21 protein-coding genes and 1 pseudogene are annotated in these 20340 nt (G+C 58.5%); 12 read left to right on the top strand and 10 right to left on the bottom strand.

Translation table 11 applies throughout. From position 1 onward, the window contains the following. The first annotated feature begins 15 nt into the window (after positions 1–15). The 4 genes from tsaB (at position 16) to rnd (ending at position 4419) form a co-directional block, all read left to right on the top strand. Positions 16–711: a tRNA (adenosine(37)-N6)-threonylcarbamoyltransferase complex dimerization subunit type 1 TsaB gene (gene tsaB / locus HMPREF3142_RS17745; protein WP_023340395.1), complete on the top strand. Its 696-nt coding sequence runs from the start codon at positions 16–18 to the stop codon at positions 709–711. A 38-nt stretch (positions 712–749) separates the two neighbouring features. Then, positions 750–1331, top strand: a complete 582-nt coding sequence (locus HMPREF3142_RS17740) for a Slp family lipoprotein (RefSeq protein WP_070612263.1) — start codon at positions 750–752, stop codon at positions 1329–1331. 205 nt (positions 1332–1536) lie between these two features. After that, a complete protein-coding gene (gene fadD, locus HMPREF3142_RS17735) occupies positions 1537–3222 on the top strand; it encodes a long-chain-fatty-acid--CoA ligase FadD (protein WP_032701002.1) in 1686 nt (561 codons plus the stop codon). A gap of 81 nt (positions 3223–3303) precedes the next feature. Continuing rightward, positions 3304–4419: a ribonuclease D gene (rnd, locus tag HMPREF3142_RS17730; protein ID WP_176747620.1), complete on the top strand. Its 1116-nt coding sequence runs from the start codon at positions 3304–3306 to the stop codon at positions 4417–4419. A gap of 77 nt (positions 4420–4496) precedes the next feature. On the opposite strand, the gene minE is transcribed toward rnd, so the two are convergent. From minE to minC, 3 genes are read right to left on the bottom strand one after another with little or no spacing between them, the layout of a single operon-like run. Next, positions 4497–4766 carry a cell division topological specificity factor MinE gene (gene minE, locus HMPREF3142_RS17725; RefSeq protein WP_004103270.1) on the bottom strand — a complete coding sequence of 90 codons (270 nt, stop codon included), beginning with the start codon at positions 4764–4766 and terminating at the stop codon, positions 4497–4499. A gap of 3 nt (positions 4767–4769) precedes the next feature. Next, a complete protein-coding gene (gene minD / locus HMPREF3142_RS17720) occupies positions 4770–5582 on the bottom strand; it encodes a septum site-determining protein MinD (protein WP_008804300.1) in 813 nt (270 codons plus the stop codon). Between the two features lie 23 nt (positions 5583–5605). Then, on the bottom strand, positions 5606–6307 hold the full coding sequence (gene minC, locus HMPREF3142_RS17715) for a septum site-determining protein MinC (RefSeq protein ID WP_008804301.1): 702 nt from the start codon (positions 6305–6307) through the stop codon (positions 5606–5608). A 126-nt stretch (positions 6308–6433) separates the two neighbouring features. Between minC and HMPREF3142_RS17710 the strand changes: the two genes are divergently transcribed. The 3 genes from HMPREF3142_RS17710 (at position 6434) to HMPREF3142_RS17700 (ending at position 7932) form a co-directional block, all read left to right on the top strand. Next, positions 6434–6715: a YcgL domain-containing protein gene (locus HMPREF3142_RS17710; RefSeq protein ID WP_004203320.1), complete on the top strand. Its 282-nt coding sequence runs from the start codon at positions 6434–6436 to the stop codon at positions 6713–6715. 16 nt (positions 6716–6731) lie between these two features. After that, positions 6732–7391, top strand: a complete 660-nt coding sequence (locus HMPREF3142_RS17705) for a fumarylacetoacetate hydrolase family protein (RefSeq protein WP_012967776.1) — start codon at positions 6732–6734, stop codon at positions 7389–7391. A 94-nt stretch (positions 7392–7485) separates the two neighbouring features. Continuing rightward, positions 7486–7932: a YcgN family cysteine cluster protein gene (locus HMPREF3142_RS17700; RefSeq protein ID WP_008804304.1), complete on the top strand. Its 447-nt coding sequence runs from the start codon at positions 7486–7488 to the stop codon at positions 7930–7932. An 8-nt stretch (positions 7933–7940) separates the two neighbouring features. Here HMPREF3142_RS17700 and HMPREF3142_RS17695 read toward each other — a convergent pair whose 3' ends face one another. The 3 genes from HMPREF3142_RS17695 to nhaB form a co-directional block, all read right to left on the bottom strand. After that, positions 7941–8285, bottom strand: a complete 345-nt coding sequence (locus HMPREF3142_RS17695) for a TehB family protein (RefSeq protein WP_070612262.1) — start codon at positions 8283–8285, stop codon at positions 7941–7943. 150 nt (positions 8286–8435) lie between these two features. Further along, the gene (dsbB, locus tag HMPREF3142_RS17690) at positions 8436–8966 is read right to left on the bottom strand and encodes a disulfide bond formation protein DsbB (protein WP_008804305.1); all 531 of its coding nucleotides are present in this window, start codon (positions 8964–8966) and stop codon (positions 8436–8438) included. 128 nt (positions 8967–9094) lie between these two features. Beyond that, on the bottom strand, positions 9095–10645 hold the full coding sequence (gene nhaB / locus HMPREF3142_RS17685) for a sodium/proton antiporter NhaB (protein ID WP_070612261.1): 1551 nt from the start codon (positions 10643–10645) through the stop codon (positions 9095–9097). 248 nt (positions 10646–10893) lie between these two features. Between nhaB and fadR the strand changes: the two genes are divergently transcribed. Next, positions 10894–11613, top strand: a complete 720-nt coding sequence (gene fadR / locus HMPREF3142_RS17680) for a fatty acid metabolism transcriptional regulator FadR (RefSeq protein ID WP_012541278.1) — start codon at positions 10894–10896, stop codon at positions 11611–11613. Between the two features lie 74 nt (positions 11614–11687). Here fadR and HMPREF3142_RS17675 read toward each other — a convergent pair whose 3' ends face one another. Then, positions 11688–13220, bottom strand: a complete 1533-nt coding sequence (locus HMPREF3142_RS17675) for a SpoVR family protein (protein WP_070612260.1) — start codon at positions 13218–13220, stop codon at positions 11688–11690. 88 nt (positions 13221–13308) lie between these two features. Here HMPREF3142_RS17675 and HMPREF3142_RS29500 point away from each other — a divergent pair. The 3 genes and pseudogenes from HMPREF3142_RS29500 to dadX form a co-directional block, all read left to right on the top strand. Then, positions 13309–13443, top strand: a pseudogene (locus HMPREF3142_RS29500) (hypothetical protein); the annotation flags it as partial. A gap of 98 nt (positions 13444–13541) precedes the next feature. After that, positions 13542–14840, top strand: coding sequence for a D-amino acid dehydrogenase (locus HMPREF3142_RS17670; RefSeq protein ID WP_008804309.1), 1299 nt, complete (start codon positions 13542–13544; stop codon positions 14838–14840). 9 nt (positions 14841–14849) lie between these two features. Beyond that, positions 14850–15920, top strand: coding sequence for a catabolic alanine racemase DadX (dadX, locus tag HMPREF3142_RS17665; protein WP_048330463.1), 1071 nt, complete (start codon positions 14850–14852; stop codon positions 15918–15920). Between the two features lie 16 nt (positions 15921–15936). Here the strand turns inward: dadX and HMPREF3142_RS17660 are convergent, their stop codons facing one another. Continuing rightward, positions 15937–17670 (bottom strand): potassium/proton antiporter, encoded by a 1734-nt coding sequence (locus tag HMPREF3142_RS17660; protein ID WP_008804311.1) that lies wholly within the window; start codon positions 17668–17670, stop codon positions 15937–15939. A 92-nt stretch (positions 17671–17762) separates the two neighbouring features. Next, a complete protein-coding gene (gene ldcA / locus HMPREF3142_RS17655; protein ID WP_008804312.1) occupies positions 17763–18677 on the bottom strand; it encodes a muramoyltetrapeptide carboxypeptidase in 915 nt (304 codons plus the stop codon). Positions 18678–18852: 175 nt separating this feature from the next. On the opposite strand from ldcA, the gene emtA reads away from it, so the two are divergent. Continuing rightward, positions 18853–19464, top strand: a complete 612-nt coding sequence (gene emtA, locus HMPREF3142_RS17650) for a membrane-bound lytic murein transglycosylase EmtA (protein WP_008804313.1) — start codon at positions 18853–18855, stop codon at positions 19462–19464. 48 nt (positions 19465–19512) lie between these two features. Here the strand turns inward: emtA and HMPREF3142_RS17645 are convergent, their stop codons facing one another. Then, complete coding sequence (locus HMPREF3142_RS17645) at positions 19513–20337, bottom strand: TIGR04222 domain-containing membrane protein (protein ID WP_023297865.1); 825 nt, start codon at positions 20335–20337, stop codon at positions 19513–19515. Positions 20338–20340 lie beyond the last annotated feature (3 nt).

The following is a 20340-nucleotide window of genomic DNA, read 5'->3' as shown; positions in this document are numbered from 1 at the left end:
AGAGCGTGACCACCCATGCGAATTTTGGCTATCGATACCGCCACAGAGGCCTGCTCCGCGGCGCTGTGGAATGATGGCACCCTTAGTGCTCATTTCGAAATTTGTCCCCGCGAACATACCCAACGTATCCTGCCGCTGGTGCAGGAGGTCCTCACCGAGAGCGGCGCCACGCTGACCGAGCTGGACGCGCTGGCCTTTGGCCGCGGTCCGGGTAGCTTTACCGGCGTGCGCATCGGCATCGGTATCGCTCAGGGGCTGGCGCTGGGCGCTGAGCTGCCAATGATCGGCGTTTCGACGCTGGCCACCATGGCGCAGGGCGCCTGGCGCAAAACTGGCGCCACCCGCGTGCTGGCGGCTATTGACGCGCGGATGGGCGAAGTCTACTGGGCCGAGTACCAGCGCGACGAGCAGGGCATCTGGCATGGCGAAGAGACGGAAGCGGTGCTCAAACCGGAAGCGGTAGCCGAACGGCTGGCACAGCTTTCCGGCGAATGGGCCACCGTCGGCACCGGCTGGCAGGCGTGGCCGGATCTGGCGAAAGCGAGCGGACTGACCTTAAGCAGCGGCGAAATTGAATTGCCGGCGGCGGAGGATATGCTGCCGTTAGCCTGTTACCTGCTGGCGGCGGGGAAAACCGTGGCCGTGGAGAAAGCGGAGCCGGTTTATTTGCGAAACGAGGTGGCGTGGAAGAAACTTCCAGGCCGCGAGTGAATCTCAGTAACAAGAAGACTGAGAAAAGGAGTCGCATCATGGCGGGTCAAAAACAGGGCGTTCGCTGGCTGTTAGCCGCGGCGGTTGTCGTTGCGCTAAGCGGCTGCGTGTCAGTGCCGGATGCCATCAAAGGCACCAGCCCTACGCCGCAGCAGGATTTAGTGCGGGTGATGAACGCGCCGCAGCTGTACGTTGGCCAGGAAGCACGCTTTGGCGGCAAAGTGGTCAATGGGCAGAACCAGCAGGGTAAAACCCGCTTAGAAATCGCCACCGTACCGCTGGACAGCGGCGCACGGCCTGTGCTGGGCGAACCGTCTCGTGGGCGCATCTATGCCGACGTTAACGGCTTCCTCGATCCGGTCGACTACCGCGGCCAGCTGGTCACCGTGGTCGGGCCGATTGCCGGCGTGGTCGACGGCAAAGTGGGCAGCACGCCGTATAAATTTATGCTGATGAACGCCATCGGTTACAAACGCTGGAACGTGGTGCAGCAGGTGGTGATGCCCCCGCAGCCCATCGATCCGTGGATGCTGGGTCCGCGCCCCTGGGGTTACGGCTATGGCGGCTGGGGCTGGTACAACCCCGGCCCTGCTGAGGTGAGAAACGTCGTAACCGAATGATTTTGTTGTTTATGTTAGTTCAAAGAAACAGCGGCCGGTCCGCTGTTTCTTTGTTTTCAGTCGAATAAGAAAAAAAATAGTGACGCGCTTCGCAACCTGCTCATTGCCTAATTAATAAACTGGTACGCTGAGTTAATATAATGTTAACAAAATGTATTTGCCAGGGGCTGTGATGACGACGAATAACTATTTCAGAGGTGATGCAGTGAAAAAGGTTTGGCTAAACCGTTATCCCGCAGATGTTCCTGCGGAGATAAACCCTGACCGCTATCAATCCCTGGTTGAATTGTTTGAACATGCCACCACCCGCTACGCTGACCAACCGGCGTTTATCAATATGGGTGAAGTGATGACCTACCGTAAGCTGGAGGAGCGCAGCCGGGCCTTCGCCGCTTACCTTCAGGAGGGGTTAGGGCTGCAGAAGGGCGATCGCGTGGCCCTGATGATGCCTAACCTGCTGCAGTATCCGGTGGCCCTGTTTGGCATCCTGCGCGCCGGGATGATCGTGGTTAACGTCAACCCCTTATATACCCCGCGTGAACTGGAGCATCAGCTCAACGACAGCGGCGCGGCGGCGATCGTCATCGTCTCCAACTTTGCCCATACCCTGGAAAAAGTGGTGGCGAAAACTCAGGTTAAGCACGTGATCCTGACGCGCATGGGCGATCAGCTCTCCACCGCCAAAGGCACGCTGGTGAACTTCGTGGTCAAGTACATCAAGCGCCTGGTGCCGAAGTACCACCTGCCGGATGCCATCTCGTTTCGCAGCGCGCTGCAGCATGGCTACCGCATGCAGTACGTGAAGCCGGAGATCGTTGCGGAAGATCTGGCGTTTCTGCAGTACACCGGGGGCACCACCGGCGTGGCCAAAGGGGCGATGCTGACCCACCGCAACATGCTGGCGAACCTCGAGCAGGTCAATGCCACCTACGGCCCGCTGCTGCATCGCGGCAAAGAGTTCGTGGTGACCGCGCTGCCGCTGTATCACATTTTCGCCCTGACCATGAACTGCCTGCTGTTTATCGAACTGGGCGGGCAAAATTTGCTGATCACCAACCCACGCGACATTCCCGGGCTGGTCAAGGAGCTGGCGAAATATCCTTTCACCGCCATGACCGGGGTCAATACCCTGTTCAACGCCTTGCTGAACAACAAAGAGTTTCAGCAGCTTGATTTCTCCTCGCTGCACCTCTCCGCCGGCGGTGGGATGCCGGTGCAGCAGGCGGTGGCCGAGCGCTGGGTAAAACTGACCGGACAATATCTGCTGGAGGGCTACGGCCTGACCGAGTGTTCGCCGCTGGTCAGCGTCAACCCGCACGACATCGACTACCACAGCGGCAGCATTGGCCTGCCGGTGCCTTCCACAGAAGCCAAACTGGTGGACGACGACGATAACGAAGTGGCGCCGGGTCAGCCGGGCGAGCTCTGTATCAAGGGGCCGCAGGTGATGCTGGGCTACTGGCAGCGTCCTGACGCGACGGATGAGATTATCAAAGACGGCTGGTTGCACACCGGGGATATCGCGGTGATGGATGAAGAGGGATTCCTGCGCATCGTTGACCGGAAAAAAGATATGATCCTGGTGTCGGGGTTTAACGTCTATCCGAATGAAATCGAAGATGTGGTTATGCAGCACAGCGGCGTCCTCGAAGTGGCGGCCATCGGCGTGCCGTCCGGCAGCAGCGGTGAAGCGGTGAAGATTTTCGTGGTCAAGAAAGAGGCCGCATTAACCGAAGAGGCGCTGATTACGTTCTGCCGCCGCCATCTCACCGGCTACAAAGTGCCGAAGCTGGTGGAATTCCGTGACGAACTGCCGAAATCCAACGTCGGGAAAATTTTGCGGCGAGAACTGCGTGACGAAGCGCGCGCTAAAGTGGACAATAAAGGCTAAGTAACGAATGAGTCGCCTGACGCCGGCTACGCCGGCGTTTTTTATGGGCGCAAGTTAAGAGAGTATGCTTTGAACTATCAGATGATCACCACCGACGATGGCCTGCGCGCTGTCTGCGAAGCGGCAAGCGCGGCCTCCGCCGTCGCTCTGGATACGGAATTTGTCCGTACCCGTACCTACTATCCGCAGCTGGGCCTGCTGCAGCTGTTCGACGGCACCCAGGTCTCTCTGATCGATCCCTTGACGATTAGCGACTGGGCGCCGATGCGCGAGCTGCTGCTCAACCAGGATGTGACTAAATACCTGCATGCCGGCAGCGAAGATTTAGAAGTCTTCCTCAACGCGTTCAGCCTGATGCCGCAGCCGCTGATTGACACCCAGATCCTGGCGGCGTTCTGCGGCCGCCCGATGTCCTGGGGCTTTGCCTCTATGGTGGAAGAGTATTCCGGGGTGGCGCTGGATAAAAGCGAATCCCGCACCGACTGGCTGGCGCGCCCGCTGACCGAGCGTCAGTGTGAATACGCCGCAGCTGACGTCTGGTACCTGTTGCCGATCGCCAGCCAATTAATGGCGGAGACCGACCGCGCAGGCTGGCTATCGGCGGCGCTGGACGAATGTCGTCTGATGCAGCAGCGTCGTCAGGAGGTGGTTGACCCGGCCGAGGCCTGGCGCGACATCGGCAACGCCTGGCAGCTGCGTACCCGCCAGCTGGGCTGCCTGCAGCTGCTGGCAGAGTGGCGTCTGCGCAAAGCGCGTGAGCGCGACCTGGCGGTGAACTTTGTGGTGCGGGAAGAGCATCTGTGGAGCGTGGCGCGCTATATGCCCACCAGCCTCGGCGAGCTCGACAGCCTCGGGTTGTCCGGCAGTGAAATTCGCTTCCACGGCAAAACGTTGATTAGCCTGGTCGAAAAAGCCCAGGCGCTGCCGGAGTCGGCCCTGCCGGCGCCGCTGCAGAACCTCATTGACATGCCGGGTTACCGTAAAGCCTTTAAAGATATTAAAGCGCTGGTGCAGGAAGTGAGCGCCCATAAGGGCGTGAGCGCGGAACTGCTGGCCTCGCGTCGGCAGATCAACCAGTTGCTGAACTGGCACTGGCAGTTGAAAACGCAAGCCGGTGAGCCTGAGCTGATTTCCGGCTGGCGTGGCGAACTGATGGCCGGGCGGCTGAAGTCGCTGTTAAACGACTATCCGCGCTAGCGGGCGGTCTGGTTCAGGCCATTAAAAAACCGGCAGCGCAGGGCGTAGCCGGTTTTTTTCGGGGCGGAACAACAGGGTCAGGGTTTCGACTCTTCCGTTTCGGGTAGGGTCACGTTCAGCTCAAGAATCGAAATATCACCATCCCGCTGCTCCAGCTGCACGCTGACCATCTCCGGGTCGATCTGCACGTATTTACAGATCACTTCCAGAATATCTTTGCGCAACTGCGGCAGGTAGTGCGGCTCCGCGTCGCCGCGGCGACGCTCGGCGACGATGATTTGCAGGCGTTCTTTCGCAATATTAGCCGTGTTCTTTTTTCGCGAGAGAAAAAAGTCGAGTAAAGCCATAATTTATCCTCCGAACAGGCGTTTGAGGAATCCTTTCTTCTCTTCTTCAATGAAGCGGAAAGGGCGTTCTTCTCCGAGCAGACGTTCAACGGTATCGGCATAGGCTTTGCCTGCGTCCGACGCGGCATCCAGAATCACGGGCTCACCCTGGTTGGATGCGCGCAGGACTGACTGGTCTTCCGGGATCACGCCCACCAGATTAATGCGCAGAATTTCCAGCACGTCTTCCATGCTCAGCATATCGCCTTTATTGACGCGGCCTGGATTGTAGCGGGTCAGCAGTAAATGCTCTTTGATCGGCTCTTCGCCATTTTCCGCACGACGGGATTTCGAAGCGAGAATGCCAAGGATACGGTCGGAGTCGCGAACGGAGGAGACTTCCGGGTTGGTGGTGATGATGGCTTCATCAGCAAAATAGAGCGCCATCAGCGCACCGGTTTCGATACCTGCCGGTGAATCACAGACGATGAAATCGAAGTCCATTTTCTTCAGTTCTTCGAGAACTTTGTCGACGCCTTCGCGGGTCAGGGCGTCTTTATCCCGGGTCTGAGAGGCCGGGAGAATGTAGAGATTTTCCGTGCGCTTATCTTTGATCAGCGCCTGGTTCAACGTGGCATCGCCCTGGATGACGTTGACAAAATCATAAACGACGCGACGTTCGCAGCCCATAATCAGATCGAGGTTACGCAGGCCGATGTCGAAGTCGATAACGACGGTTTTCTTTCCCTTCTGGGCCAAACCTGTAGCGATGGCCGCGCTGGAGGTGGTCTTGCCAACGCCCCCTTTACCCGAAGTCACAACAATAATGCGTGCCATAGAAATTCCTTGTTAAAAAGGGATTAATTCAACGGTTGAACTGTCAAAGCGCTTTCACCTAAACGCAGGCGTGCCGCTTTGCCATAAAATTCGGCCGGGATGTTATCGCTCAGCCAATATTCCCCGGCGATGGAGACCAGCTCCGCCGCAAGGTGGGTACAAAATATCTGGGCGTCTCTGTCGCCACCGGCGCCTGCCAGCGCGCGTCCTCGCATCATGCCATATACATGGATATTGCCGTCAGCGATAAGTTCCGCACCGGCACTCACATGATTTGTAACAATAAGATCACAGTGTGGCGCATAAATGCGCTGACCGGAACGTACCGGCTGATCAATCAAACGCGTTTTTGTGATCTGGTTAGCAACTGGCGGCGGCGGAGGGGTGGGTTCGGACGGTGCCGGACGAGGGGCTTTCTCTTTCCCTTCGGTTAATAACGGGATCCCGGCGCGATCGATTTCGGTTTTCAGGCGCGGGATTTTGCATCCGCTGACGCCCATAATGCGTAAACCGGTTGCGGCGATGGCCTCGTTAATGGCGCGCCATTCGACCTCCTCCTCCACGCTGGCGATATTCACCACCACCGGCGCATGGCGTAAAAAGGCGGGAGCCTGGGCGATTTTGTCTTCTAACGCCTGACGAATAACCTCGGGATTTGCATCGTGCAAATGAACGACAGATAACGTGAAGCTACTGCCTTTAAGTTCGATTGGCGTATTTGACATCCTGGCCTTACTCAATTTGCTGTTTATCAACCGCAGAAGTGCGGTGATATTCCGAAGACTAAAAGGCATGTTATAGTCACTCATATATTGAGGCAAGTGACCACGGGTCTAATTCCGAGTAAAACTATGTTTTGTGTGATCTATCGAAGTACTAAACGTGAACAAACCTATTTATACGTCGAAAAAAAAGACGATTTCTCACGCGTTCCTGACGAGCTAATGCGCGGCTTCGGCACGCCGCAAATGGCGATGCTGCTGCCGCTGGATGGGCGCAAAAAGCTGGTTAACGCCGACCTGGAAAAAGTGAAACAGGCGTTGAGCGAGCAGGGCTATTACCTGCAACTTCCCCCGCCATCTGAAAATCTACTAAAGAAACACCTGGCGGAACAGGGGAAACAATCCGATTAACCCACGAGGGAAAATAATGTACCAACATCATAACTGGCAGGGTGCGCTTCTGGATTATCCAGTGAGCAAAGTGGTTTGCGTCGGCAGTAATTATGCAAAACACATCAAGGAAATGGGCAGTGCGACGCCGGAAGAGCCGGTGCTGTTTATTAAACCTGAGACCGCGCTGTGCGATCTCCGTCAGCCGTTGGTGCTTCCTGAAGGGCTGGGCTCAGTGCACCACGAAGTCGAGCTGGCGGTGCTGATCGGCAGCACGCTGCGTCAGGCGACGGAAGAGCATGTGCAGAAAGGGATCGCCGGCTATGGCGTCGCGCTGGATCTCACCCTGCGCGACCTGCAGGCTAAGATGAAAAAGGCCGGGCAACCGTGGGAGAAGGCGAAAGGCTTCGATAACGCCAGTCCAATCTCCGGCTTTATCCCGGCCGCTGAGTTCCACGGCGACCCGCAGAATACGCCGTTAAGCCTGAAGATTAACGGTGAAGTGCGCCAGCAGGGAACCACAGCCGACATGATCCATAAGATTGTGCCGCTGATCGCCTATATGTCGCGCTTCTTTACCCTCAAAGCCGGGGATGTGATCCTCACCGGCACCCCGGAAGGGGTGGGGCCGCTGCATAGCGGTGACGAACTGGAAGTTGGCTTCAACGGCCTGTCGCTCACCACCCGCGTGCTGTAAGCGCTGCTTGCCGCCTCTTGGGGCGGCAAAACTTGCATCGGCGTGCCAGACTGGTTATAAGGTGCACCCTTAACTGGCAACGACGGACACTCCGATGAGCGAACAACCTTTCTGGCAACAAAAAACACTGGATGAAATGACCGACGCGGAGTGGGAATCGCTGTGTGACGGCTGCGGCCAGTGCTGCCTGCACAAGCTGATGGATGAAGACACCGATGAGATCTACTTCACCAACGTCGCCTGCCGTCAGCTTAATATCAAAACCTGCCAGTGCCGTAACTACGAACGTCGCTTCGAGTACGAGCCAGACTGCATCAAGCTTACCCGCGAAAACCTGCCAACCTTCGAATGGCTGCCGCCGACCTGCGCCTATCGCCTGCTGGCGGAGGGCAAATCGCTGCCGGCCTGGCATCCGCTGCTGACCGGCTCAAAAGCGGCGATGCATGGCGAACGCATCTCTGTTCGCCATATTGCGGTGCCCGAGTCCACCGTCGTCGACTGGCAGGATCATATCCTCAATCTGCCTGACAGGGCGCGTTAAGCGCCGGATCACGCTTTCTTCGCGTGAAACAGCCCGTTTTCACCGTCGGTTTCTTCGGCCACCCAGAAGTGAATATTGAAGCGGGCGTTGTCACTGAGTTCGACGCGGTGCCAGTACTGCGGCGGACTGGTGGCAAACTGTCCGGCATGAATGACCACTTTCTTTTCCGGCTCCGTCGCCTGCGCATTGGCAAAACCGTAATAGGTGACCGTTCCCTCCATGACGCACAGCTGACCGAAGACGCCGGCCGCGGTGTTGTGATGGCTCAGCAGGGCGGCGGGGACGTTCTCTTTAGTAAAGAACGGGGTGGAGCGTTTAACTTTCCAGTCTGCGGGGATCAGTAAAGATGACATGTGAGCTCCTGTGGGGCTTTAAAAGATGTATTTAATATGCACCTTTTAGGGGCTGTGGTCAACCACAGGCAGGAAACGATGCAACGATGCGCAGCAGACATAAAAAAACGCCCCGCAGGGCGTTTCATTGTGTGCGGTACTCGCAGCGGCTTAGCGGCCAAACAGATCGCGTTTTTTCGCTTTGAAAGGCTGAGCAATGATCACCAGGATGGCGACCAGCAGATAGGCAGCAAAAATACCGACCAGCCATTGCGGCATCTCCAGCGACAGGAATTGCCACTGACGCACTGAACAGTCGCCGGACGCGACGAAAACCTGCGGCAGCCATTTATCCAGCGGCAGCCAGGTTGGGAAGCGGGCGGCGAAATCACAGGTCTGGAACGGCGAAGGGTGCAGCTGGATCATCGTATGCTCCCACGCCAGCTGCAGTCCACGTATTGCGCTGTACAACCAGATCACCATGGCGACATAGCGCAGCGGCGTTTTGGGGGCGATGGCGCCGACCAGCCCCGCGCCCATGATGCCGAACAGCGCGCAGCGTTCGTAAATACACATCACACACGGCTGCAGCAGCATCACATGCTGGAACCACAGCGCAACGAGTTCGAGAATAAAAGCGGTTAATGCCATCAGGAGCCAGGCACCGCGTCCCCTTGAGCACTGGTTTAAATATTGCAACATAATCATTTCCCTGGAAGATGCTAAATCATGGCAGTGTAAACGAAAACCGAACCGACGCCAGCGGCCCGGCAGAAAATATTACGTAACGGGTTATTGAATGGCCCGGATGAATCCGGGCCAGGATCGGGTCAGGGCAGCGTGGGCGTGGTCACCCAGCCGTGCGCCAGTAGCCAGTTGGTGACCGGCATCAAGGTGAACTCGACGCACAGCAGGCCGACCAGCGTCAGTACGAGAGTGTAGGGCAGCGCCATCCATACCATGCGGCCATAGGAGAGTCGGATAAGCGGCGCCAGCGCGGAGGTCAGCAGGAACAGGAATGCCGCCTGGCCGTTGGGGGTGGCGACCGACGGCAGGTTGGTGCCGGTATTGATCGCCACCGCCAGCATCTCAAACTGCGGCAGGCTGATAACGCCATGTTCGAGGGCGGTTTTCGCTTCGTTAATGTAGACCGTGCCGACAAAAACGTTATCCGAAATGGACGACAGCAGACCGTTAAACAGATAAAACAGCGAGAGCTGCGCGTGCGGCGAGGCCTGCAGCACAAACTCAATGACCGGGGTGAACAGCTGTTGGTCGATGATCACCGCCACAATAGCAAAGAACACCGTCAGCAGCGCGGTGAAGGGTAGCGCCTCGGTAAATGCCTTGCCAATGGCGTGCTCATCGGTCACCCCGGAAAACGTGGTGGCGAGGATGATCACCGACAGGCCAATGAGCCCAACCTCAGCCAGATGAAAGGCGAGGGCAACGATCAGCCAGACGCCAATTACCGCCTGAGCCACCAGTCGTACCCGCTCCTGACGACTGCGCTGGGCGCGGCTGCGATCGTCAAAGTCCTGCAGCACCTTCCGCACCGCGGGCGGCAGCGGTTCGCCGTAGCCAAACAGGCGATACTTTTCCACTACCAGGCAGGTCAACAGACCGCACACCATCACCGGCAAGGTGACGGGCGCCATGCGGATAAAGAACTCGCCAAAGTGCCAGCCCGCCGCTTTGGCGATAATCAGGTTTTGCGGTTCGCCAACCATGGTCATGACTCCGCCGAGGGCGGTCCCGACGCCGGCGTGCATCATCAGGCTGCGCAGAAAACCGCGGAACTGCTCCAGCACCTCGCGGTAGTGCTGATCGATATGGCTGTCGTCCAGCAGATCGTTATCATCGGGGCGAGCCGAAGCGACGCGGTGGTAGATGCCGTAGAACCCAACGGCGACGCTAATCACCACCGCCACCACGGTAAGCGCATCGAGAAAGGCGGAGAGGAAGGCGGCCGCCAGGCAGAAGGCTAGCGACAACAGCATCTTGCTGCGGATCCCCAGCAGCAAGCGCGTGAAGACGAACAGCAGCAGTTGTTTCATAAAGTAGATGCCCGCCACCATGAAGATCAGCAGGAGCAGCACTTCAAGGTTGCCGGCGATCTCTTCCCGCACATGCGCCGGGCTGGTCATGCCGATCAGCAGCGCCTCAATGGCCAGCAGGCCGCCCGGCAGCAGCGGATAGCACTTCAGCGCCATGGCGAGGGTAAAGATAAACTCAACCACCAGCAGCCAGCCGGCGACAAACGGCGCTACGGCAAACACCAGCGGGTTTACGATTAAAAAAATGATTAACGCCAGCTTGTACCAGTCAGGCGACTGGCCAAGAAAATTGCGCCACAGCGCGCGGCCATATGAAATTTCCACGACAGAATCCTTCCCCGTCAATTAGTACATGATTTTGTGCGTAACTATTGGCAAGAGTATCAGTTGAGCAAAATGAGAAGCAACTTTCTTCGCACCGCGGCGGCGGTGACGGGAGATAAGGAAAAGCGCAAAGTAAAAACGGAAAATGAAACAGCGATCCCTTTTTAATTCACTTGCGATGCTATCTGCGCTATAGCGGCTCTGGTATGATGAGTGCAATTGCAACAATGTGTAATGGAAATATTATTATGGTCATTAAGGCGCAGAGCCCTGCGGGTTTCGCGGAAGAGTATATCATTGAGAGCATCTGGAATAACCGCTTCCCACCTGGATCGATTCTCCCCGCTGAACGCGAGCTTTCTGAGCTGATCGGTGTCACCCGCACCACTCTGCGCGAAGTGTTGCAGCGTCTGGCGCGTGACGGCTGGTTGACCATTCAGCATGGCAAGCCCACCAAAGTGAATAACTTCTGGGAGACCTCCGGGCTGAATATTCTCGAAACGCTGGCGCGCCTCGATCACGACAGCGTGCCGCAGCTGATTGATAACCTGCTCTCCGTGCGCACCAATATTTCCACGATTTTTATTCGCACCGCGTTCCGTCAGCATCCGGATAAAGCGCTGGCGGTACTGGACAGCGCCCGGGAAGTGGAAGATCACGCCGACGCCTTTGCCGACCTCGATTACAACATCTTCCGCGGCCTGGCATTTGCCTCCGGCAACCCGATTTACGGCCTGATCCTCAACGGCATGAAGGGGCTGTATACCCGCATCGGCCGCCACTATTTCTCCAGCCCGGAAGCGCGCAGCCTGGCGCTGGGCTTTTATCATCAGCTGGCGAAGGTGTGCGAAGGCGGTCTGCACGATCAGGTGTATGAGCTGGTCCGTCGCTACGGCCATGACAGCGGGGAGATCTGGCATCGGATGCAGAAATCGCTGCCCGGCGATTTAGCCATGAATATGCGTTAAGCCGGATATTGGCGATCGATAAACACAATAAGGGGGCCAGTGGCCCCCTTCGTCGTTTTCATCGTCCCGCAATGTTATAGCGCGTTCGGGCGCGCCGGGCAGCGGTCCAGCAGCTCAATGCTGCCGTCGGCGTTCTGCTGCTCCAGCAGCACATCGAATCCCCACAGACGATGCACATGTTTCAGCACTTCGCGCCGGCCTTTGTCCAGTGGGACGCGATTGTGCGGCACATAGCGCAAGGTCAGCGAGCGGTCGCCGCGCAGGTCAACGTTCCACACCTGGATGTTCGGCTCAAGATTGCTGAGGTTATACTGCGCCGAGAGCTTGTTGCGGATCTCGCGATAGCCCTCTTCGTTGTGAATCGCCGAGATCTCAAGATAATTGTTGTGATCGTCGTCGAGCACGGTAAAGAAGCGGAAATCGCGCATGATCTTCGGCGACAGGAACTGGCTGATAAAGCTCTCGTCCTTGAAGTCACGCATGGCGAAATGCAACGTTTCCAGCCAGTCAGAACCGGCGATATCCGGGAACCAGTACTTGTCCTCTTCGGTGGGCGACTGACAGATGCGCTTGATGTCCTGGAACATGGCGAAGCCCAGCGCGTAGGGGTTAATCCCGCTATACCACGGACTGTTGTACGGCGGCTGGAACACCACGTTAGTGTGACTATGGAGAAACTCCAGCATAAAGCGCTCCGTCACTTTCCCTTCATCATAGAGATGGTTGAGGATGGTGTAGTGCCAGAAGGTGGCCCACCCCTCGTTCATCACCTGGGTCTGTTTCTGCGGGTAGAAATACTGGCTGACTTTACGCACGATGCGCAGGATCTCGCGCTGCCACGATTCGAGCAGCGGGGCGTTCTTCTCCATAAAGTACAGCAGGTTCTCCTGCGGTTCGGAAGGGTAGCGACGGGCGGACTCAATCGCTTTTTCTTCCTCGCGCTTCGGCAGGGTGCGCCACAGCATATTCACCTGGCTTTGCAGATACTCTTCCCGGCTTTTCTGCCGCGCTTTCTCCTCCTGCAAGGAGATTTTTTGCGGACGTTTATAGCGGTCGACGCCGTAGTTCATCAGCGCGTGGCAGGAGTCGAGGAGTTTCTCCACTTCGTCGACACCATAGCGCTCTTCACACTCGGTAATGTATTTGCGGGCGAAGATCAGGTAATCGATGATCGAGCTGGCGTCGGTCCAGCTGCGAAACAGATAGTTATTTTTAAAGAATGAGTTGTGCCCATAGCAGGCGTGCGCCATGACCAGCGCCTGCATGGTGATGGTGTTTTCTTCCATCAGGTAGGCGATACAGGGGTTGGAGTTGATGACTATCTCATACGCCAGGCCCTGCTGGCCGTGCTTATAGGCCTGCTCGGTCTCAATGAATTTCTTGCCGAACGACCAGTGCGGATAGTTGATGGGCATGCCGACGCTGGAGTAGGCGTCCATCATCTGCTCGGAAGTAATGACTTCGATCTGGTGCGGGTAGGTGTCAAGATGATAGAGCTTGGCGACCCGGTCCACTTCGGCCAGGTAGGTCTCCAGTAACTCGAACGTCCAGTCGGGTCCATCGCTTAAACGGGTGGTGTCCCTGTTCATGGAGTCAATCGTAGCCATTAGCGCGCCCTCGTTGTTGTTGGTTTTCTCTGAACGGAAAACCTCTAAACAAGCATAGAACACCGGATGGCAAACTGTATCGTCAGACAATTTCTTTTCTTCGCGATTTCCCCATCTCAAAGCCGTTTTTTGCGCTTATTTACAGAATTTAATGCTGGGTAAAAATAAAGCGCAGCATGAGATCGTAAATCTCGCAGCGCAGGGCTGGTGCGGTTTGCTGTGAGTTAAGTCACCATAAATAAAGCGTATGTTGAATAATATTTTCAACTGAGTTATCAATTTGTAATTAGATGATTGTTCTTTAACTGTTACGGAGTCGCTATGCGTGTCGTCATACTGGGAAGTGGGGTGGTTGGGGTAGCCAGCGCGTGGTATTTGAGTCAGGCGGGTCATGAGGTGACGGTTATCGACCGTCAGCCTGGTCCGGCAGAGGAGACCAGCGCGGCCAACGCCGGGCAGATTTCTCCCGGCTATGCGGCGCCCTGGGCGGCGCCGGGGGTGCCGCTGAAGGCGATCAAATGGATGTTTCAGCGCCATGCGCCGCTGGCGATCGGTCTTGACGGCACGTCGTTCCAGCTGAAGTGGATGTGGCAGATGCTGCGTAACTGCGACACCCGCCACTATATGGAGAACAAAGGCCGTATGGTGCGCCTGGCGGAGTACAGCCGCGACTGCCTGAAAGCGCTGCGCGACACCACCGGCATTCAGTATGAAGGGCGTCAGGGCGGGACGCTGCAGCTGTTCCGGACCGCCAAACAGTATGAAAATGCCACCCGCGACATCGCGGTGCTGGAAGACGCCGGCGTGCCGTACCAGCTGCTGGAAGCGAAGCGGCTGGCGGAGGTGGAGCCGGCGCTGGCGGAAGTCAGCCATAAACTGACCGGCGGCCTGCGCCTGCCCAATGATGAAACCGGCGACTGCCAGCTGTTTACCACCCGGCTGGCGGCAATGGCGGAACAGGCCGGGGTCACTTTCCGCTTCAACACCGCAGTGGACGCCCTGCTACAGGAGGGCGATCGCATTGCCGGGGTGAAATGCGGCGATGAGATTATCAAGGGCGATGCCTATGTGATGGCCTTCGGCTCCTACTCAACGGCGATGCTTAAAGGGCTGGTGGATATACCGGTCTATCCCCTGAAAGGCTACTCATTGACCATTCCGATTGCCCAGGAGGACGGCGCGCCGGTTTCCACTATCCTTGATGAAACATACAAAATCGCTATTACCCGCTTCGATCAGCGCATTCGCGTCGGCGGCATGGCCGAGATCGTCGGTTTTAACAAAGCGCTGCTGCAGCCGCGTCGCGAAACCCTGGAGATGGTGGTGCGCGATCTGTTCCCGCGCGGCGGCCACGTGGAGCAGGCGACGTTCTGGACCGGCCTGCGGCCGATGACACCGGACGGCACGCCGGTGGTCGGCCGCACGGCGTATAAAAATCTGTGGCTCAACACCGGCCACGGCACGCTTGGCTGGACCATGGCCTGCGGCTCCGGGCAGCTTATCAGCGATCTGATCTCCGGGCGCACGCCGGCGATCCCTTACGACGATCTGGCGGTCGCCCGCTACAGCCCCGGGTTCACCCCGGCGCGTCCGCAGCATCTGCATGGCGCACACAACTAAGGAGCTTGCATGACCCGTCCGGTAGTGGCCAGCATCGACCTGCTGGCCTTGCGGCAGAATTTACAGATAGTGCGTCGCGCGGCCCCTGGGTCGCGCCTGTGGGCGGTGGTCAAAGCCAACGCCTACGGCCACGGCGTGGCGCGCGTATGGAGTGCGTTAAGCGGGGCGGATGGTTTCGCCTTGCTCAACCTGGAAGAGGCGATCCTGCTGCGCGAGCAGGGCTGGAAAGGTCCGATCCTGCTGCTGGAGGGCTTCTTCCATGCCGATGAGCTGGCGGTGCTCGATCAATATCGCTTAACCACCAGCGTCCACAGCAACTGGCAGATTAAGGCGCTGCAGCAGGCGAAGCTGCGCGCGCCGCTGGATATCTATCTCAAGGTGAACAGCGGCATGAACCGGCTGGGCTTTATGCCGGAGCGGGTGCATACCGTCTGGCAGCAGCTGCGGGCGATAAGCAACGTCGGCGAAATGACGCTGATGTCGCACTTCGCGGAGGCGGAGAACCCGCAGGGGATTGTCGAGCCGATGCGCCGTATCGAACAGGCGGCGGAGGGGCTGAATTGCCCGCGCTCGCTGGCCAACTCGGCGGCGACCCTCTGGCATCCGGAAGCGCATTTTGACTGGGTGCGTCCGGGCATCGTGTTGTATGGCGCGTCGCCTTCCGGGCAGTGGCAGGACATCGCGAACACCGGGCTGAAGCCGGTCATGACGCTGCGCAGCGAAATCATCGGCGTGCAGAACCTGCGCCCCGGCGAGGCGATTGGCTATGGCGGCCTGTACCGCACCACCCAGGAGCAGCGGATCGGCATCGTCGCCTGCGGCTATGCCGATGGCTATCCGCGGGTGGCGCCGAGCGGCACGCCGGTGCTGGTGGATGGCGTACGCACCACTACCGTTGGACGCGTATCGATGGATATGCTGGCGGTCGATTTAACGCCTTGTCCGCAGGCCGGGATCGGCGCGCCGGTCGAGCTGTGGGGCAAAGAGATTAAAATCGACGACGTGGCGGCCAGCAGCGGCACCGTCGGCTATGAGCTGATGTGCGCCCTGGCGCCGCGGGTGCCGGTTGTGACCCTGTAACCTATTCCGGGGCGGATCACTCCGCCTCGTCTTCCGCGACCCGCACCCCAACCTTCAGCACGTGATCGTTCTCTTTTTCCGCCACCGTCCACACCATCCCGGCGAACTCCACCTGGTCGCCCACCACCGGCGCGGCGCCCAACAGCTGCTGCACCACTTCCCCGAGCGACTGCTGATGCTCGCGGAACTCCTCTCCGCCGTCGAGGCCGTAGATTTGCGCCACATCGGCGAAGCGGGCCTCGGCATCAAGAATAAAGTCGCCGAAAAAGCGCTGATCGAGCGCCACCGGCGGCGACTGGCTGAACATTTTGCCCAGCGCCGGCAGGTCGTGCTCCCGACCAATGACGCACAGGATATCGCCTTCCCGCAGGCGGGTGCTGCCGGTGGGGTGCAGCAGGGCATTGTTGCGAAACAGTGCCGCAATCCGCGTCTCCGGCGGCATATGCAGATCGCGCAGCGCCGCGCCGATGCACCACTTATCGGCGCCCAGCTGATAGACAAACTGCTCCCACGGGTTTTCCGGGTGAATATCCAGCCCGACGCGGGAGATGGGCCAGCTGATGGGCGGCACCACCACTTTGGCTTTCTTCGCCGCCCACGACAGCGAAGTGCCCTGCAGCAGCAGCGACACCAGCACCACGAAGAAGGCGACATTGAAGAACAAGCGGGCGTTGTCCAGCCCGGCCATCATCGGGAACACCGCGAGAATGATGGGCACCGCGCCGCGCAGGCCAACCCAGCTGATAAACACCCGTTCGCGCAGGTTAAAGCCGCGAAACGGCAGCAGGCCGGCAAACACCGACAGCGGGCGGGCAATGAAAATCATCCACATCGACAGCAGCAGCGCCGGGATGGCGATCGGCAGCAGGTCGGAGGGCGTCACCAGCAGGCCCAGCACCAGGAACATGGCGATCTGCGCCAGCCACGCCAGGCCGTCGAAGTTCTGCAGGATACCGTGTCGGTTGCGGATCGGCCGGTTGCCCAGCAGAAAGCCGCAGAGATAGACGGCAAGGATACCGCTGCCGTCGAGGGTGGTGGTGACGGCAAAAATCATGATCCCGCCGCTCAGCGCCAGCAGTGGATAGAGCCCGGCGGGCAGCACGATGCGGTTAATCATCTGCAGCAGCAGGTAGCCGCCGCCGAGGCCGATGGCGATCCCGAGACCAAACTGCTGGATGATATGCACGGCGAACATCCAGCTGAGGCCGGTCTGGTGCTGCTGGATCATTTCGATCAGGGTGATGGTCAGGAAGACGGCCATCGGGTCGTTACTGCCTGACTCAATCTCCAGCGTTGAGCCGACGCGCTCGTTGAGCCCCTTGCCGCCGAGCAGCGAGAAAACCGCCGCAGCGTCGGTGGAGCCGACAATGGCGCCGATCAGCAGGCCTTCGATCATATCCAGCTTGAACAGCCAGGCAGCCATCATCCCGGTCAGCGCCGAGGTGATCAGTACCCCGACCGTCGCCAGCGATAGCGCGGGCCATAGTGCGACGCGAAAGGAGCTGGCCTGGGTGCGCATCCCGCCGTCCAGCAGGATCACCGCCAGCGCCAGGTTACTCACCATATAGGCGAAGGGGTAGTTGTCGAAGGGGATGCCACCGATGCCGTCAATGCCTGCCAGCATCCCGATGGCCAGAAAGATGACCAGAATCGGGATGCCAAGGCGCGAAGAAAAGGAGCTCAATAAGATACTGCAGGTTACTAAAACAGAACCCAGAATAAACAGACTAATGACCGCAGCGGCGTCCAATGTTCACGTACTCCCTGACTGGCGTGAAAAAATGGCTAAAAGTGACACTATTTTAACAATTCGCAGGGGATCCGCCTATGCGTCCGGGAAATTTATTCTGTCAGCACCGGGTGGCCGCTGATCGTCAGAGTGGTGGTAGCTGCCTGATTCACCAGTCGCGCGCGGGCGCCCAGCGGCAGGGTCACCGTGCGCTGCTCGTGGCCAAACTCCAGTCCGCTAATCAACGGCAGGGAAAGCTGCTGGCGCAGGTAATCAAAGACCTGCGGCAAATCGTACCCCGCGTCATAGTCGTTTGGCGCGCTGCCGGTGAAGCTGCCGAAGATCACTGCTTTCTGCGCCGCCAGCACGCCGCTGTGCAACAGCTGAAGCAGCATGCGCTCGACGCGGAACGGGTGCTCGTTGATATCCTCCACCACCAGGATGCCGTCGCGGATCGCCGGTAGCCACGGCGTGCCGATAAGCGAGGTCAGCATCGCCAGATTTCCTCCCCACAGGGTGCCTTCCACCTGGCAGTTCGGCCCTTCGCCCGGCCATTCGAGGGTAAATTCCGCCTGGCGTAGCGCCTGCCAGAAATGGTGCTCGGTAAACGGATCGAGGGTCTCCGCGCCGAAGTTGCCCGCGAGCATTGGCCCGCTGAAGGTGATGACGTTGCCCGTAGCCAGCAGGCCCGACTGGATAGCAGTGAAATCGCTGTGGCCGCAAATCAGCAGCGGGTCGCGCTGCTGGCGGGCAATCAGTCCCTGCCAGTCGATATGCGGCAGCAGGCGACTGGCGCCGTAGCCGCCGCGCACCGCGAGGACGATACGGTTGCGCCCGGGCAGCTGGGCCAGCTGGTTAATATCGGCCAGGCGCTCCTGTTCAGTCCCGGCGAAACGCTGCTGCCGGCGGGGAATGACCTGCTGGTGGGCCACCTCATGTCCGGCCTGCTGCAGACGCTCGACGCCGCGGGCTGCCGCCTGCTGGTTGATGCAATAACCCGATGGCGCGACCAGATAAAACTGAGACATGATAATTCCTTGCTATGAATGAAAGGGTTATGATGCCGCCTGGAATGGCGATTGTCATCTCCAGGTGGCTAACTTCAGTCCGCACCCGTCATCCTTCAGGTTGTCGGCCGGCGGGGGACGTACCGCTGCCGTCGTTCTGCAGCATGATGGCGTTTGGGTAGATAAGGATAGATGTGTGAAATTGAGATGGTTGCTTATTTTAGTCGTTTTTCTGGCCGGTTGTAGTTCGAAACATGATTACACTAACCCGCCGTGGAACCCCGAGGTCCCGGTGAAGCGGGCGATGCAGTGGATGCCGATCAGTGAAAAAGCCGGCGCCGCCTGGGGCGTGGACCCGCAGCTGATCACGGCGATCATCGCCATCGAGTCGGGCGGTAATCCTGCGGTGGTGAGTAAATCCGGCGCCGTCGGGCTGATGCAGCTCAAGCCGTCGACCTCCGGACGCGATGTCTACCGGCGGATGGGCTGGCGCGGCGAGCCGTCGGTCAGTGAGCTGAAAAACCCGGAACGTAATATCTCGATGGGGGCCGCCTATCTGAGCATTCTGGAGAACGGTCCGCTGGCGGGGATCAAAGACCCGCAGGTGATGCGCTACGCGGTGGTGGTCTCCTATGCCAACGGTGCCGGCGCCCTGCTGCGCACCTTCTCGTCGGATCGCCAGGACGCCATCGATGAGATTAACGATCTCGACGCCGATGAGTTCTTCGAGCATGTGGTGAAAAAACACCCGGCACCGCAGGCGCCGCGCTATATCTGGAAACTGCAGAAAGCGCTGGACGCCATGTAGGCCTACGCTCACCCCGCTGACCTGGCGGGGTGAGTGCTTCTCACTCGCCTAATCCTCGGTACGCAGCGAGGAGATAGCGCTCATCGGCGCAATGAGCGTTTTATAGTCCCGGTAGCGCTCGGGAAGGGATCCTGGGCCGTTCACCGCCACGCAGAGCATGGCTGTCGCGTCATCTTCCTGATCGCCTTTCAGCGCTAACGCTTCTCGTAACGCATCGATGCAGGCATGGGCGTCATGATGTGAGATGCCGCAGATATCGAGACGAATGGTTTTGCTAATGGCTTCTATCCATAACCCGCCCCACAAAACGCAACCCGTGGGCATGAGCAGGCAACTAAAGATGCTGTACGCGGTGAAGTCGAGCCAGATAAAGGTCTTACTGAAAACGATAATGCCGAGGGCGAGCGAAGGGATGCTGATGGCCAGCATATTACACCCGCGGCGCAGCGGACTTAAGGCTAAGCCCGCGCTCGCTATCTGTTCCTGCCAGAGGTTACGTCCGGCAATACTCAGGCTGCAGGGCAGATCTTCATGACACGGCTTTCGCACCTCAAAATGGTCAAACAGTATTCTTTCAATGACGTTCATTTCCTGGTTTGCATAGCGTCCGTTGGCCAAAACCTGCCCGGCCTCCGGGATCCACAGATACTTTTTACTGAGTAAGCTGAACATCGCCAGCTGGATCACCCGGGTCCCTTCTCCGGTCAGCCAGGCCAGCAGCCATGGACTGACCTCCGTCGCGTGCGGCTGGGGCTGAGCCGCTGGCCGTGTCACGACGATCGTCGTACCGATAGCAATATAGATACCCGGGACGATAAACATAAATCCGCCAAGAAACAGCAGTGGATGCAGATGCATCATAAAATTCCACATACT

It is taken from the genome of Klebsiella sp. HMSC16C06, from assembly GCF_001808325.1.
GTDB classification, from domain to species: domain Bacteria; phylum Pseudomonadota; class Gammaproteobacteria; order Enterobacterales; family Enterobacteriaceae; genus Klebsiella; species Klebsiella variicola.
The sequence above is the reverse complement of the archived record's forward strand: the minus strand, read 5'-3'. Positions and strand labels throughout refer to the sequence as shown.

Excerpts from the sequence above, each read along its gene's own strand:
- tsaB (WP_023340395.1), top strand. The coding sequence starts at position 16 with ATGCGAATTTTGGCTATCGATACCGCCACAGAGGCCTGCTCCGCGGCG.
- HMPREF3142_RS17740 (WP_070612263.1), top strand. The coding sequence starts at position 750 with ATGGCGGGTCAAAAACAGGGCGTTCGCTGGCTGTTAGCCGCGGCGGTT.
- rnd (WP_176747620.1), top strand. The coding sequence starts at position 3,304 with ATGATCACCACCGACGATGGCCTGCGCGCTGTCTGCGAAGCGGCAAGC.
- minE (WP_004103270.1), bottom strand. The coding sequence starts at position 4,766 with ATGGCTTTACTCGACTTTTTTCTCTCGCGAAAAAAGAACACGGCTAAT.
- minD (WP_008804300.1), bottom strand. The coding sequence starts at position 5,582 with ATGGCACGCATTATTGTTGTGACTTCGGGTAAAGGGGGCGTTGGCAAG.
- minC (WP_008804301.1), bottom strand. The coding sequence starts at position 6,307 with ATGTCAAATACGCCAATCGAACTTAAAGGCAGTAGCTTCACGTTATCT.
- HMPREF3142_RS17710 (WP_004203320.1), top strand. The coding sequence starts at position 6,434 with ATGTTTTGTGTGATCTATCGAAGTACTAAACGTGAACAAACCTATTTA.
- HMPREF3142_RS17705 (WP_012967776.1), top strand. The coding sequence starts at position 6,732 with ATGTACCAACATCATAACTGGCAGGGTGCGCTTCTGGATTATCCAGTG.
- HMPREF3142_RS17700 (WP_008804304.1), top strand. The coding sequence starts at position 7,486 with ATGAGCGAACAACCTTTCTGGCAACAAAAAACACTGGATGAAATGACC.
- HMPREF3142_RS17695 (WP_070612262.1), bottom strand. The coding sequence starts at position 8,285 with ATGTCATCTTTACTGATCCCCGCAGACTGGAAAGTTAAACGCTCCACC.
- dsbB (WP_008804305.1), bottom strand. The coding sequence starts at position 8,966 with ATGTTGCAATATTTAAACCAGTGCTCAAGGGGACGCGGTGCCTGGCTC.
- fadR (WP_012541278.1), top strand. The coding sequence starts at position 10,894 with ATGGTCATTAAGGCGCAGAGCCCTGCGGGTTTCGCGGAAGAGTATATC.
- HMPREF3142_RS17675 (WP_070612260.1), bottom strand. The coding sequence starts at position 13,220 with ATGGCTACGATTGACTCCATGAACAGGGACACCACCCGTTTAAGCGAT.
- HMPREF3142_RS17670 (WP_008804309.1), top strand. The coding sequence starts at position 13,542 with ATGCGTGTCGTCATACTGGGAAGTGGGGTGGTTGGGGTAGCCAGCGCG.
- dadX (WP_048330463.1), top strand. The coding sequence starts at position 14,850 with ATGACCCGTCCGGTAGTGGCCAGCATCGACCTGCTGGCCTTGCGGCAG.
- ldcA (WP_008804312.1), bottom strand. The coding sequence starts at position 18,677 with ATGTCTCAGTTTTATCTGGTCGCGCCATCGGGTTATTGCATCAACCAG.
- HMPREF3142_RS17645 (WP_023297865.1), bottom strand. The coding sequence starts at position 20,337 with ATGTGGAATTTTATGATGCATCTGCATCCACTGCTGTTTCTTGGCGGA.